Raw genomic sequence first — 14,424 nt, forward strand, 5'->3', positions numbered from 1 at the left:
TTTGGCCACGCTACGCGAACAACCTTGGCCTTTGGCCACGCTACGCGAACAACCTTGGCCTTTGGCCACGCTACGCGAACAACCTGCAACCTGCAACCTTGGCCTTTGGCCACGCTACGCGAACAACCTTGGCCTTTGGCCACGCTACGCGAACAACCTGCCAACCTGCCAACCTGCCAACCTGCCAACCTATAAAACACCAATATCAAACCGTCACCGAAGCTTGAGGTCGAGCAAAAATCATCCTACCTGCTGAGGTCTGCAACGCTGAGGTAACAATAACTGGCAGTTCAACACCCATGTGTTTATACCCTTCTTCTACCACTACCATTGTCCCATCATCGAGATAACCAACTCCCTGGGTAGGTTCTTTACCCCCCTTAAGGATTTTCAGCTCTAGGATGTCACCCGGTAGATACAGAGGACGCACGGCTTGGGCTAAATCATTGACATTCAACACTGGCACCTTTTGGAGCTTAGCCACTTTACTCAAGTTGTAATCATTGGTTAAAAGAGTGCCATTAATTTCCTGGGCAAAACGTACCAATTTGGTATCTACAGTTTGTAGGTCATCGTAATCAGCGGAATGGATCACCAAGCGTTCTGGGTAAACAGCTTGCATCCGATTTAGGATATCTAGCCCCCGCCGTCCCCGAGTTCGCTTCTGATCATTGGCAGCATCGGCAAGTTGCTGCAATTCTAGTAAGACAAACTGGGAAACCAGAATTTGACCTTCGATAAAACCGGTCTCAAGCAGTGCTTCGATCCGACCATCAATGATACAGCTAGTATCTAGAACTTTACTGGAGGCTGGTTTGAGAGTGCCTTCTGCCACTAACACTGATTCAAGGCTGTTAGGATTGATCAGCTGCAAGAAGGTGCGACCATGGGTATCGGCTAGACTAATCCCCAAGAAGGAAAACATCACACTTCCTAAAATGGCAGTCAGGGGTTTGATGAAGGAAAATTCAGAAGGGATGGGGAGTAAGAAAATTGGCGCTAGCATCAAATTAGCTAACAGCAGTCCCAGGATCAGACCAATAGCCCTGGTCAAAATTACCTCAATCGGCATTTTTCGCACTTGGGCTTCTACCCGACGGTAAGTTACTTGGGCCATTAACCCTAGCGCTAGTCCGATAATGGCACCAAAGCATGCAGTAGTCGAGCGTAACGCTGTCAAATTGCTGACTTGATCTTGCACATGACCGGGTAGCAATTCCACACTGTCGAAGCCTATGCTTGCTGCTGCTATGATAAATAAAAGTATAATGACGAAGTCAAGCATTCTTCCTTTCCAATTGGTTTTGTAGTTGGTTTTTTAGGAAAACTTTTAAAACGATTGCATAAACTGTCGTCAACCTGATAGTCAACAACACTATTTAGTATATCGTTTACATCGCTGTATTTTCTGATACGACTTAGCTTCAGTAAACCGTTGAATTGCCTAGGCTAACCGAGGAATAGCTTGGGCAATTCTATGGGCTGGAGTTATCTGCTCAAGGGAGTTACAGGGTCCTTACTGTTGACTCTTCTTAAGCGGGTAATCTCGCTCCGGCGGAGATTGAGGTTAGCCAAAAGATGATCATAAAACTAATAAAAAATTTATTTAATTAATAACTGTTCATCCCAGGGATCGGATTGGCTTACCTGATTGAAGTATTACCGTAAAAAGCCAGTGGTCAATTTATTACATAATTATGAGAAATTATGAGAAATAATGAGAAAGTTTGCGATTCTTTAAGAGTCAGTGCCGCCTATGTTCATATTCCATTTTGCCGACGTCGATGCTATTACTGTGATTTTCCAGTATCTGTAGTAGGGGACAACGCTACACAGGTTACCTCTAGCATGATTGACCAGTATGCCGAGGTGTTATGTCAGGAAATTAATATCACTCTACCCACCACAAGGAGTTTAGACACAGTGTTCTTTGGGGGTGGAACCCCCTCCCTGCTGACAGTTGAACAACTAGCAAAAATCCTAGATACCTTAGACAGGCGCTTTGGAATTGCGGCTGATGCGGAGATTTCCATGGAGATGGATCCAGGAACCTTCACCAAAGATCAGTTAAGGGGATACCGAGATTTAGGGGTCAATCGAGTCAGCTTAGGGGTTCAGGCATTTCAAGATAAATTACTGAGCAATTGTGGCCGTACCCATGACTCTAAAGATATCGTCACTGCTATCGAACTGATCCATCAAGTAGAGGTTCCCGAATTTAGTCTTGATTTAATCTCTGGTCTACCGGATCAAACCTTAGAACAATGGCAGGAGTCTCTGGAAATAACGGTCAAGATTGCCCCTACCCACATTTCCAGCTATGACCTAGTGCTTGAGCCTGTCACTGCCTTTGGCCGCCAGTACACCTCTGGAACTAAGCCGTTACCGACTGATGAAACCACTGCCGTGATGTACCGCTTAGCACAGCAGGTGTTTACTAGTGTCGGGTACGAACATTATGAAATTTCTAACTATGCCTTGCCTGGTCATCAATGCCGTCACAATCGGGTGTATTGGGAAAACCGCCCTTATTACGGTTTTGGCATGGGTGCGGCTAGCTATACTCAAGGGTGTCGGTTCACTAGACCACGGACGAGGCGGGAGTATTATGCTTGGGTGGAACAGTTGCTAGAAGCGGGTGGCGTTTCCCATGGCTCACCCACGAATTCAGAGGATGTGTTGTTAGAAACCCTAATGCTAGGTCTACGCTTGGCAGAGGGGTTGAGTCTGTCTATGCTAGCTCAGAGCTTTGGGGAAAACATTCTGGAACAGATTTGGACGGGTTTGCTGCAATACTACGGTTGTAACTGGGTAGAGGTTGTGGGAGATAATGGCGAAAGGGTTAATTTATCCGAGGGTCAGAGGTTACCAGTGGCAGGACGGTTGAGATTAACTGACCCGGATGGGTTTTTGTTCTCCAATACCATTCTGGCTGACTTGTTTCATCTGTTGGGGTAGGGACCGGTGATTTGTTAATTAACCGCAAAGACGTAAGGATACACGAAAAAGACAAGTGGGAATGCTTTATGTGGTGGGAACACCAATTGGTAATTTGCAGGATATGACGTTTCGGGCAGTGGAAATTCTGCAATCCGTGGATTTGATTGCTGCGGAGGATACGCGCCATACCGGTAAGCTATTGCACCATTTTCAAATTAAAACACCGCAAGTGAGTTACCACGAACACAATCACGACCAGCGTTTACCCGAGTTGTTGAATCGCCTGGGTCAAGGAAATACCATTGCGTTGGTGACGGATGCTGGCATGCCAGGCATTTCTGACCCTGGCTATAAATTGGTGAAGGCTGTTATTGAGGAGGGGATATCGGTAGTGCCAATACCAGGTGCTACTGCTGGAATTACGGCATTAAGTGCTGCGGGATTACCGACAGATCGATTTGTGTTTGAAGGCTTTTTACCCACCAAGGGTCAAAGTCGAAAAAAACGTTTAGACTCTCTCAAGGGGGAACCAAGAACGTTGATTTTGTATGAAGGGCCTCATCGCGTGCTTAATACGTTGCGAGATTTGGCAAACTGTTTGGGAGAAAATCGTAGAATTGTATTGGCAAGGGAATTAACCAAATTGCATGAGGAGTTTTGGCGGGGAACTATTGGGGATGCGATCGCTCATTTTACTCAGCTAGAACCCAAGGGAGAGTTTACCCTAATCATTGGTGGAGCTTCCCAACAAAAGCCTATGTTATCAAAAGCTGAACTAGAAGCTCAATTGACAGAGATTATGGCTCAGGGAGTATCGCGATCCCAAGCGAGTCGTCAGTTAGCTAAGCTAACTCAACTCCCCCGACGTGAACTCTATCAACTAGCGTTGACAATTCCTTCATCAGTTTTTCCGGTCAAGGATCAAGACTAAGCTTGATTGGTAAATCTTTCTCAATTTTTGATTTTTTGTTGATTAACGATTAACAAGTAACAAATAGCAATTAACAACTAGCAATTAACAATCAACAATCAACAATTAGCAATTAACAAGCAGCAATTAACAAGTAGCAAGTAATGACTAATGCCTAAAGAAAGCTGCTTTCCTTGCGCTTTCAGTTAAACAACGCCATCTATCTATTCGACATCTATTCGAGTTATGATTTTCAGGATTCACTCCCACTCATCAGGCTCTAACTATAAAGCTAAATTAATACCATGGGTGACACTCGTTTTAACACTGACTCTGATGTTTGGTTACAAAAGGATTGAAAGCTATTTAGTGCAACCAAAAGTTGCCTTAGTTTTAGGGGGATCTGAATCGCGGGAGAGATTTGCTGCAAAATTTGCTGTAAAGCACCCAGACCTCGACATTTGGGTATCTTCTGGCAGCCCGAAGGGATATGCTAAACGGTTATTTACTCGGGAAGGAATTGACGTCAGTCGCCTCCACCTAGACTACAAAGCGGTGGATACGGTGACTAACTTTACCACATTAGTGGATCAGTTAGAAGCTCAGGACATCGATAGTGTCTATTTGATTACTTCTGACTATCATATGCGCCGTGCTCGCTTGATTGGTGATATCGTTTTTGGCAGTAGAGGGATTGTTCTCAAGCCCTTACCTGTTCCTTCCGAAAAGTCTACTGAACCCCTTGATAAAGCTTTGCGAGATGGGGCTAGGGCTTTGTTTTGGTTGATGACAGGTCAGACAGGGGCTGAATTAGGCCAAGCCTCGAAAAGGTTAATCAAGTGAAGTCCGTTAAGAGTTCTTGCACCAGTACGTAGGGTTGTACAATCAGAGCCTGAAACCGCTTGTTCTGGTTGCTGTTCCAATTAGAAAGTTGCTCAAGTAAAGGCTTGTGCATTAGCTGCTCACTGATCCAATGTTGGACAGATAGCACATCATCGTTTGCGATCGCTACCCCAACATCCAACAAATCCAGTCCCTCATTCACCACCAGTACTGCATCTCGTTTGACATGAGGAATCAGTAAGTCCCAGGTTGTCTCATCCAAAGATTCCGCCAATTGTACTCTTAAATCCATGTTTAATTCAAGGTTTTCTTAATAGTTCTTTAAACATACCAAAATATCCGGGAGCGTGATAGCCCCTTCTTTCGCGCATAGGAGTAAAAACGCGACGCGACGACTTTTAACTCGTCGTATCCTTTCAGTTGAGTTATAATAATAGTAAAGGAGGTGATAGCAGCATGTATAAAACAATTTCAGTCAAGGCAACGTTTTCAGATGAAGAAACCGCTTTTTGGCTATTTCAGTGCCAGCAGTCAAATAGCTTAACAAATTGTGCTGTCTATTACTCCAAACATAAGCATTATAGTTGGCTGGAACAGCAGTCAAAAGCATTCACAACTTACTGGAAAGGCGATGAACTGCGCTACGGATGGAAGACTTATAAGTGTGCTGTAAAGTATCCACAACTTTGTAGGGAGCTTAAATCAAATCCTCATTACAAAGCAATGGCTGCCCAGTCAGCCCAACAAACCCTCAAAACTGTAGCTGAATCAATAACCAGTTACAACCAGTTAGTTGGGCTTTATTACAAAGGTCAGGTGGACAGACCAAAGCTTCTTAGGTACCGCAAGAAAGGGGGTCTGGCAGCTGTTACATTTCCCCGTCAACCACTCAAATATAAAAACGGCTTATTTTATCCTCCAATTAGCAAAGAATCGAAGTCTGAATTGCTCTGTGAAATTGCTTTAGAACCACCGGAGTTTATAGACCCGGATTGGGTTAAAGAAGTGACTGTTCGTCCGTACTTAGGGCAGCTATGGATCGATTGGGTCATTGACGATGGAAAACAGCCAGTCGAACATAATCCCAATCTGGACTATTCACAAGCCTGGAGTTTTGACCATGGTGGTGATAACTGGCTAACTGGCGTTTCAACTCAGGGAAAGAGCCTGATCGTTGATGGTAGAAAGCTTAAATCACTAAACCAGGCTTACTGCCGGTTAGTTGCCAAGTACAAAACTGGAAAATCTGATTTTTACTGGGACGCAAAACTTGACCGGGTTCAGCGGAGGCGAAATAACCAGATACGGGATGCCATTAACAAAGCTGCCCGGTTCATTATTAATCGGTGCCTGAACGATTCGGCAAAGCCGACGCTACGCGAACGGATCGGAAACTTAATTGTTGGTTGGAATGAGCGGCAAAAAGATGCATCAAACATGGGACGGCGTGGCAATCAAAACTTTGTCACAATTCCCACAAAAAGACTGATCGAAAGACTAAAGCAACTTTGTTCCGAGTACGGAATTAAATTGACAATCACCGAGGAGTCGTACACGAGCAAGGCGTCTTTTCTGGATGATGATCCATTACCTAAACACGGTGAAAAACCCAGTGGATGGAAGCCATCTGGTAAAAGGGTAAAACGCGGATTGTACAAAACTTCAAAAGGGCACCTAATCAATGCGGACTGCAACGGTGCAGCCAACATTGCGAGAAAAGTAGCCAGACAGCTAGGTTTAGACCTGGTCAAGCTGGGTAGGGAATCTTTGACAGTTCCACACCGGTATGACATTTTCAAATCCCTGAAAAAATTATACCGGACGAGAAGTGAAGCAGCACGGGTTCACCCTGCTGCGTAACAACATCGTAGAATCTCCCGTGCTTCAGCCGGGGGAGATGTCAAAGCAAAATTGCTCCGATGGTTTGTTTTATTTAACCATATTCACCAAAGCTCTTATCACCTCAGGCTTCCACCTCAGCCTTCCTATAAGCATTGGGTTATAACGGTTTTCATAGTGATGAGCTACACAAGATTGTTGCCCTGATGAGAAATTCCATTAACATCATCAAACAGAAAATTTGGTTGAGGCTGAATCCCAAACATCGGCGCGCTGTAAAACTATTCCTTGGCTTGGCGCTGCTTGGCATCACGGTGCGATCGCTTCCCTATCTTGCTCCCATTCGTGCTAAAGATTTAGTTCAAGATGACCTAGCGGTAGAATTTCGTGACCGCAATGGTTTATCCCTAGGCACAATCCTCAGTCGAGACCAAGACCATACTGCGGTTGTGCCTCTCGATCAAATTTCCCCCCACTTTATCCATGCTATTCTCGCCGCAGAAGATGGAGAGTTTTATCACCATGGGGCATTAGAGATGCGGGCAATTATGCGATCGCTAATTGAAGCCATTGAGGCGAAACGCATTGTCAGTGGTGCCTCCACCATCACCATGCAACTGGCACGGATGCTGGAACCCAACCCCCGCACTCTACCTGCCAAATTCCAAGAAATTTGGCTATCCTGGCGATTAGCAGCAGGGATGAGTAAAGATGAAATCTTGGCAGCCTATATCAACCGACTCCCTATGGGTGGCAATATCTATGGCTTAGAAGCTGCTGCTCGGATTTATTTTGGCATGCCCGCCAGTGAACTCAATGTTGCTCAAGCCAGCCTATTAGCTGGTCTACCCAATAATCCCAATTATCTCAATCCTTATTATTACTGGGATGCTGCCAAACGGCGGCAAATCTATGTGCTCAAGCGAATGGTAGAGGATGGCTATATCACCGCTACTCAAGCAGACCAAGCCTATGAGGAAGCCATTTCCCTACTACCTCGACAGCAAGGAATAATTGCCGCGCCACACTTTTTATTTTTGGTTGCCAACCAATTACCATCAGAGCATCCCTCCCAAATCCGTACTACTATCGACCGTCCCCTACAGGAATTTGTTGAAGCCCAAGTGCAGCAAGTAGTTCGCGACCTTGCCCATAAAAATGTCCATCACGCTGCTGCTATTGTCATTGAAAATAAATCCGGAGAAGTATACGCCTATGTCGGCTCTCCGGATTACTTTTCCGAAGCTGAATTAGGACGCAATGACGGAGTCCAAGCCCTACGTCAACCTGGTTCCACCCTCAAGCCTTTTTTATATCAGTTAGCTCTAGAGCAACGCATTATTCGTCCCAACACCGTCTTAGCGGACATCCCCACCTATTACGCCATTCCCGGAGCTAGACTCTACAGTCCCACCGATTACAGCGAAACTTTCCTCGGACCAGTTCGCATTCGTATTGCTCTAGCCAATTCTCTTAATATCCCAGCAGTTAGAGTATTGGAAAAAGTTGGAGTATCAAACTTTCTGTTGCACTTACATCAACTAGGCTTTGAACACCTCACCCAGTCTCCAGAACATTATGGATTAGGATTAACCCTAGGTAGTGGTGAAGTTAGTCTTTGGGAACTAGCTCGCGCCTACCTGACCCTAGCACGACTTGGAGAATCCACATCCCTCGTCACTACCCTATCTAGCCCCTCGCAAAATGGGGATGATTTATCGGTTTATCCAAGAGGGGCAAGAGCACGAAGACAGGGAATACAGAAAAGTAAACAATTGTCAGATCATCCCCCAAGTATGCAAAGCCCACTATTCAACCTACCCTACCGGAACGCCAAAGGCGAACAACCAAATAACCTTCAACATTCCAACTTTCAACATTCCAACTTTCAACCCAATAACGTACCCTACTCGAAGGCCAAAGGCGAACAACCCAATAACCTTAAACATTCCAACCTTGAACTTTCAACCCTTTCAACCTGGGCATTAATAACAGATATACTGAGTGACCCTCAAGCTCGTGCTCAGGGGTTTGGTGTCGATTCAGTACTGAATTTACCTTTTCCCGCTGCCGTTAAAACTGGCACCTCATCTAATTTCCGAGATACTTGGACTGTGGGATTCACCAAAAACTATACCGTTGCCACTTGGGTAGGCAATTTTAATGGTGAGCCCATGGAACAAGTGTCTGGGGTGATTGGTGCTGCTCCCCTCTGGCATCGGATTATGTTACACCTGCATCAATCTCAAGAACCTGCTCCGTTTCAAGCTCCTCCCGGTTTAGTTCAACGTCCAGTGTGTGCCCTTTCCGGTTTGCGTCCCACTCCTGCTTGTCCAACTGTTGTCCAGGAATACTTCTATCCAGACGACCTCCAGGATTACGAACGTCAATCCGATACGTTTTATCAGATCACCAGTGTTGGAGCTAATCAGCAATCGCCCCAGTACATTGTTAATTTACCTGATGAATACAACGAGTGGTTAGCAAGACAACCCCAAGGAAATCTAGCGCCAGGGAAACTGAAAATTTTGTCTCCTCGGGAGGGGGATGTATATGTGCTCTACCCTACTGAATCGGATCAAGATAGCAACAGTGCTGTTCAACGGCTAGAGTTCAAGGTGGCTGGGGTAAAGTCTGAGTTGCTGGAGTGGTGGTTGAATGGTGAAAAGCTAACTAGCGACTCATCCAATTCCTTCTTCTGGCCTCTAGGTCCTGGGGATTGGACATTGGAGGTAAAAAGCGGTGACATTAGCGATCGCGTCACTTTCAAGGTGCAGTTAGCAGAAAACCCACCAACTCGCCGGGGGTTTTCTATTGCTGCTCCTTAGTGATTGGTTAATTGTAAATAGTTCATTTATAATCTACCTGCATCCATGGGTTATACCCAGGACTTTCAGTGGTTCGATTTTTTATGGCAAACTTCAGGAAATATATCTTGGCAGCTGCGATCGCTGTCTTACTAATCCCATTCCTAGTACTAACGAATTATACCTATACTCGGGAAGTAAAATCAAACATCAATGCTAGTGAAGTTTACAAAATCCGCTCTTTTCATAGCAAAGATGGCATTGGCAAATTCTATCTGGGTCGAGAAATTGCTAAAGTAATGGGACATCAGGAAATGTTGTGGCTGGAACGCCCTAGCAGGGAATCCCAAGAGCAACCTTCTGTAGTTATTGATGCTCTTAATTTAAGACCTACAGATACTGTTGCAGATATTGGATCAGGTACTGGTTATTTTAGCTTCCGAATAGCTCCATTGGTACCGGAAGGAAAAGTATTAGCAGTAGACATTCAGCCAGAAATGATCGACGTTATTGACTTTTTAACAGAAGATAACAATGTTAAAAACGTCGATACAATTTCAGGAAGTTTAACTGATATTAAACTTCCTGAAAATAGCATTAACATAGCATTAATGGTAGATGTTTACCATGAGCTTTAATATCCCCGATAAATGATGGAATCGATTGTTAAAGCTCTCAAACCACAGGGAAGAGTTGTGCTAGTATAATATCGAAAGGAAAACCCACTTATACCTATTAAAGGTTTGCATAAAATGACTCAGAAGCAAGTGAAAAAAAAATGGAAGCCGTGAATTTAATTTGGCAAGAAACCAAGAATGATTTACCCAGCCAACATTTGATGGTGTTTCAAGTTAGTGACAATTGATTATAATAGCAGTTTTAAATTTCTTGAGGTACTTTCCTCCTGGGTTTTAGGGAGCAGGGAGCAGGGAGTAGGCAGTAGGCAGTAGGCAGTAGGCAGTAGCGAGGCATCCCTAGTTGATTAACTATTGCTAGCATGCCTATTGCCTTTTTTTAAGAGATTATATTCATTCTTCAAAGAAAAATCCTATAGCTTACCTTCAGAATAACAAGTTTTTTTTTAAATGGAATGTCGGTGATAAAGAACAGGCCAGAAGTTGATTTAGATCACAGCAAATTACTGAAAATGTATTTACATTGAATGAAATTAAATTCCGGAGGAATGAGTAGGTGCTAGAAAAGTTAAACGAGATTCAATCAACGCTAAAAGATGTAAAGGAAAAAGTTGATCTGATAGCTGATAAATATGAGGTTGGAGTAAAACCAAACTTTGAGTGTTCTGTTGATCATAAGAGCATTGATGTCAAAAAACATAACAACTGTTATGAAAAATTAAAAGAACTTGGTTATAAGGAGTTAATTGTGGAAAATGATGGTTGTATTGGACCCTCAGATCTATATCGGTATAAAGTTATTGATAACGACGGAAACAAAGTCGTTGAACATTATTCATTAAAAGGAGTCAATGACTTTATAAAAGAAAAAACAAAATAAAAATGCTTAAGCCTCGGATAATCTTGATTGTAAATTGGTGATCATGGATCGTTTCAGGAATTTTGCATCTACAGTTTAATCAAGATTTTAATCAAGAAATACGGACATTTTTGATTCAGGGATTTTGCATCTACAGTTTTACACCCAAACATGACCCTGAATTAAATAACTTAATTAAATAACTGGCTTCTAGTCCAAATTCATCACTTAATTGAACCCACATCATCTCTAATTATAAAATAATTTTAACCATAAGGATTGCCGACTCTCGACACACTACGCACTAGCTTTTGCTGATCCTGTTTTTGTTTCTCATCGCCACTATCATTAATAATTACTAGGATAGTAGAAATCTGATTAACATCAGAAGCATCAGGACAAGAGATAATACATAAATTCACACTGTGTTCTGCTTGAGTATTATGAGATACTAAGGTTTGAGCTGAATAATCTTGCCGACGTTCTTGTTCATTCTTGGCCGCTAATGCTACATCAAACCATTGGGAAAAATTACCATTTTTAATGTGGAGCAACTCCGGTAAAGACTTTTGCTCAATATCTTTCAAACCAATGAAATCCTTAGCATGATCATTGGCAAGAATAATCTGACCGGTTTTATTGGTAAAAATTACACCACTAGATACATTAAAGACCAAATCTCGCTGCTCTAGCTGTTGTTGCTTGACTTTACTAAACAGTTTGGCATTTTGGAGCGCTACACCCGCTTGGATATTAAAGGCTTCCATCAAGTCTTGATCCCTGCGATCAAAACTTGCCTTCCAGCAATCGGGAGGCTTTGGCCAATCGGCGGGATTGTATGGGGGAAAATTGCCCTGCTTCTTTTTATTGACTAATTGGGTAACAGCAATTAATTGATTATCGGCGTTAAACACAGGCATCCCTAACAAACTACAGGTGCGATAACCGGTTTGACTATCAGTTTGTTTGGCAGTTTCTGAATTGGGATGGTCATAGAGATCAAACGGAATTATCAATGGCTGTTTAGTAGTAACAACTTGACCAGCAAAGCCAGCTCCTTTGGGAATCCGAATTTCTTTTAATGTGCCATCAGCAACCGTAATTTTTGTCCATAATTCATCCTGTTCCTCATCTAACATCCAGACTGTGCTGCGATCAGCAGACATTAGCTCTTGAGCCTGATTCATCACTTTATTCAACGTTTCTTCTAGATCCAAGCTACTTTTACCCAGAGATTGTGTCGCATTTATCAATGCTGAAGCTATTCGTTGTTTCTGAGCTGCTTTATAAAATAACCGAGAGGATTTAAGAATCATTTGAATGGAGCGGGCGAATTGCGCAAAAAGTTTTTCATCCTCTGGGGTAAACCCTTTTATATCAATTTTATCAGCTAAGGGCGCGTCTAAAACTATTGGTGGTTTTAACTTATTTAGTAATTGGACAACAGCCACTAAATCTCCTTGTTCATCAACTAAGGGTAAAGCCAGCATGGTATAAGTACGGTATCCAGTTTTGGTATCCCATTCCTTCGCAGTATTAGAACGGGTATCGTCATATAAATCGTAAGGAATATTGACAGTTTTTTTAGTTTGAGCAACATAACCAGCAATCCCTTTATCCGCAGGAACCCGAATCTCTTCTGAGTCTCCTTCTTCACCCTTAGCCACAATTGACCAGAGTTCATTTTTGGCTTCATCTAATAAAAAAATAGTCGTGCGGTCTGCCTGTAGTATCTCGCCAGTTTTGAAGGTGATAGACCGTAACATTTCATTGAAAATGGAATCAAACCCTTCTCGGTCTAGCAGAGTATCCATCATGGATAAGGTTTGATTAAAAACTCCTAAGTCTAATTCAAGGTTGGAAACAATATGTTTAAAACTTTCTGGGGTCAGGTGTTGAAGAGACTCATAGATAGTTTCCTTAGTCGTAGCCGCTAAGGCTGGATTCAGTTTCCCTTGTCGTCTGGCTTCTGAATACCGTTGAATTTCATCTAACGCCTTTTTAAATTCTCGCTTTTCCCATTCTTGGCTAGTGGTCAAAAACTGATAATCTTGATGACTTAAACTTTTCCCAAGCGCCCATCTTAATGCATCCTGTAACTGTTGTCCTCGCAGAAGACAGGATGTATCATGACAATCGGAGTCTAACCAAGCAGCAATTTCATTACTATATGGTCGCAAATTTGCTAATTCTTTATCTACCCAATTTTGGTTAAAAACAGCTTGATAAATACGGTTATAACTTATTAAGTTTCCTTGCTCTTCAACCACTAATCCCGATAGCCGCAATTCTATTTGCTCAAAACTGTTATCAGAAACAATTTCTCCTTGTTGCAGAATTTGCTGATACAATCCCAGTAATCGCCCAGTCCGTTGCTGATTCTTAAGAAGACGATCACGAATCGTTTTAAGATGCTCCGGATTATCATGAGATTTCCAATCATCAATCACTTGCGATCGCACTAATTTATCAACCCACTCTGACTCACCACCTGTGGGGATAGTAGATACAGAATCCAACAAGAGTTTACAAAGCTTTTGGGTCAAAAAAGGTTGACCTCCACTCCAGTACAAAACCTGTTTCAGGACATCCTGGGGATTACTAATTTTTCCTTGTAATCCCTCCGCTAATCCCTGGGCTTCGTGCAACTGAAAGCCATATAGCTGAATCGCCTGACCAATATTAAAGGGTGTGCGTTTTTTATCTTGAATTAAATCTGATGGTGTTGCTACTCCAAGTAGCGCAAAGGTAAGGCGTTGGTAGTCTGACTTATCTACACGTTGGTTATAGCAGGCGCGAATAAAGGCGAAAAAATCATCAGTTGGAAAATCCAGGCTAAGAACGCTATCAATTTCATCAATAAAAATTACAATATTTTGAGTAACTTGCTGGAGCAAAACCTCTTCAAGAAATTCTCTCAATCGCCGCACCGCAAATATCATTGATCGCTCACGCCACCAAGTGCGTAAATTAATATCTAGCTCGAAGTCTCTAGCCAGAGAGCGGACAATATTGGCATACCATTGATCGAGAGTGACATGCTGGGTACCATCCATGGATAAATCAATTACTGCACAGGCAACCCCATCCGCTTCAAGCCGACGCATTACTTGCACTCGTAAGCTAGATTTTCCAGTCTGCCTTGAGTTCAATACATAACAAAATTGTCCAGCCTTCAATCCTTCATATAAATCATTATCTGCTTGTCGCTTCACATAGGTAAGAGCATCGGCTGGTAAAGTCCCTGAGTATATATATTCGTAGGTCATTTTATTTGTTAATTGTTGTTCGCTTAGCGTGGCCTTTTGGCCAAGGTTTAAGGTTGTTCGCGTAGCGTGGCCTATTGGCCAAGGTTAACTGTTTAAGGTTGTTCGCGTAGCGTGGCCTATTGGCCTACGGTTGTTCGCCTTTGGTGTCCGTTGTCGGGTAGGTTTAAGGGTTAAGGTTTAAGGTTTAAGGTTTAAGGTTTTTCGCCCTAGGTGTCTGTTGTCGGGTAGGTTTAAGGTTTAAGGTTATATCAATACAGAATGTTTAAACCCACATTCCGCAGGTGCGATCACATAATGTTGTATTTTTGACTGAAGTCCTCCC

The 14,424-nt window shown here is 43.1% G+C and carries 10 protein-coding genes and 1 pseudogene; 8 read left to right on the forward strand and 3 right to left on the reverse strand.

Annotated features, from left to right (window positions below):
* The coding region (locus AC4II3_RS21750) for a hypothetical protein (RefSeq protein WP_490722885.1) at positions 1 to 195 on the forward strand (195 nt) is incomplete at its 5' end.
* Between the two features lie 10 nt (positions 196 to 205).
* Here the strand turns inward: AC4II3_RS21750 and AC4II3_RS21755 are convergent.
* Positions 206 to 1,285: a PIN/TRAM domain-containing protein gene (locus tag AC4II3_RS21755; RefSeq protein ID WP_075904118.1), complete on the reverse strand. Its 1,080-nt coding sequence runs from the start codon at positions 1,283 to 1,285 to the stop codon at positions 206 to 208.
* 422 nt (positions 1,286 to 1,707) lie between these two features.
* Between AC4II3_RS21755 and hemW the strand changes: the two genes are divergently transcribed.
* The 3 genes from hemW (at position 1,708) to AC4II3_RS21770 (ending at position 4,693) form a co-directional block, all read left to right on the forward strand.
* Positions 1,708 to 2,958, forward strand: coding sequence for a radical SAM family heme chaperone HemW (gene hemW / locus AC4II3_RS21760; RefSeq protein ID WP_488016413.1), 1,251 nt, complete (start codon positions 1,708 to 1,710; stop codon positions 2,956 to 2,958).
* A gap of 61 nt (positions 2,959 to 3,019) precedes the next feature.
* A complete protein-coding gene (rsmI, locus tag AC4II3_RS21765; protein WP_488016417.1) occupies positions 3,020 to 3,871 on the forward strand; it encodes a 16S rRNA (cytidine(1402)-2'-O)-methyltransferase in 852 nt (283 codons plus the stop codon).
* Between the two features lie 225 nt (positions 3,872 to 4,096).
* The gene (locus AC4II3_RS21770; protein WP_488016415.1) at positions 4,097 to 4,693 is read left to right on the forward strand and encodes a YdcF family protein; all 597 of its coding nucleotides are present in this window, start codon (positions 4,097 to 4,099) and stop codon (positions 4,691 to 4,693) included.
* Here the strand turns inward: AC4II3_RS21770 and AC4II3_RS21775 are convergent.
* On the reverse strand, positions 4,686 to 4,985 hold the full coding sequence (locus AC4II3_RS21775; RefSeq protein WP_070395547.1) for a DUF2288 domain-containing protein: 300 nt from the start codon (positions 4,983 to 4,985) through the stop codon (positions 4,686 to 4,688). The two genes, AC4II3_RS21770 and AC4II3_RS21775, sit on opposite strands and share 8 nt — an antisense overlap.
* 164 nt (positions 4,986 to 5,149) lie before the next feature.
* Between AC4II3_RS21775 and AC4II3_RS21780 the strand changes: the two genes are divergently transcribed.
* The 4 genes and pseudogenes from AC4II3_RS21780 (at position 5,150) to AC4II3_RS21795 (ending at position 10,854) form a co-directional block, all read left to right on the forward strand.
* The gene (locus AC4II3_RS21780; RefSeq protein ID WP_488014633.1) at positions 5,150 to 6,553 is read left to right on the forward strand and encodes an RNA-guided endonuclease InsQ/TnpB family protein; all 1,404 of its coding nucleotides are present in this window, start codon (positions 5,150 to 5,152) and stop codon (positions 6,551 to 6,553) included.
* A 185-nt stretch (positions 6,554 to 6,738) separates the two neighbouring features.
* Positions 6,739 to 9,360, forward strand: a complete 2,622-nt coding sequence (locus AC4II3_RS21785; protein ID WP_488014635.1) for a penicillin-binding protein 1C — start codon at positions 6,739 to 6,741, stop codon at positions 9,358 to 9,360.
* Between the two features lie 83 nt (positions 9,361 to 9,443).
* Positions 9,444 to 10,204: pseudogene (locus AC4II3_RS21790) on the forward strand (class I SAM-dependent methyltransferase).
* A 326-nt stretch (positions 10,205 to 10,530) separates the two neighbouring features.
* A complete protein-coding gene (locus AC4II3_RS21795) occupies positions 10,531 to 10,854 on the forward strand; it encodes a hypothetical protein (RefSeq protein WP_488014637.1) in 324 nt (107 codons plus the stop codon).
* Between the two features lie 245 nt (positions 10,855 to 11,099).
* Here AC4II3_RS21795 and AC4II3_RS21800 read toward each other — a convergent pair whose 3' ends face one another.
* The gene (locus tag AC4II3_RS21800; RefSeq protein ID WP_488014639.1) at positions 11,100 to 14,102 is read right to left on the reverse strand and encodes an AAA-like domain-containing protein; all 3,003 of its coding nucleotides are present in this window, start codon (positions 14,100 to 14,102) and stop codon (positions 11,100 to 11,102) included.
* Positions 14,103 to 14,424 lie beyond the last annotated feature (322 nt).

Source organism: Moorena sp. (assembly GCF_982860115.1).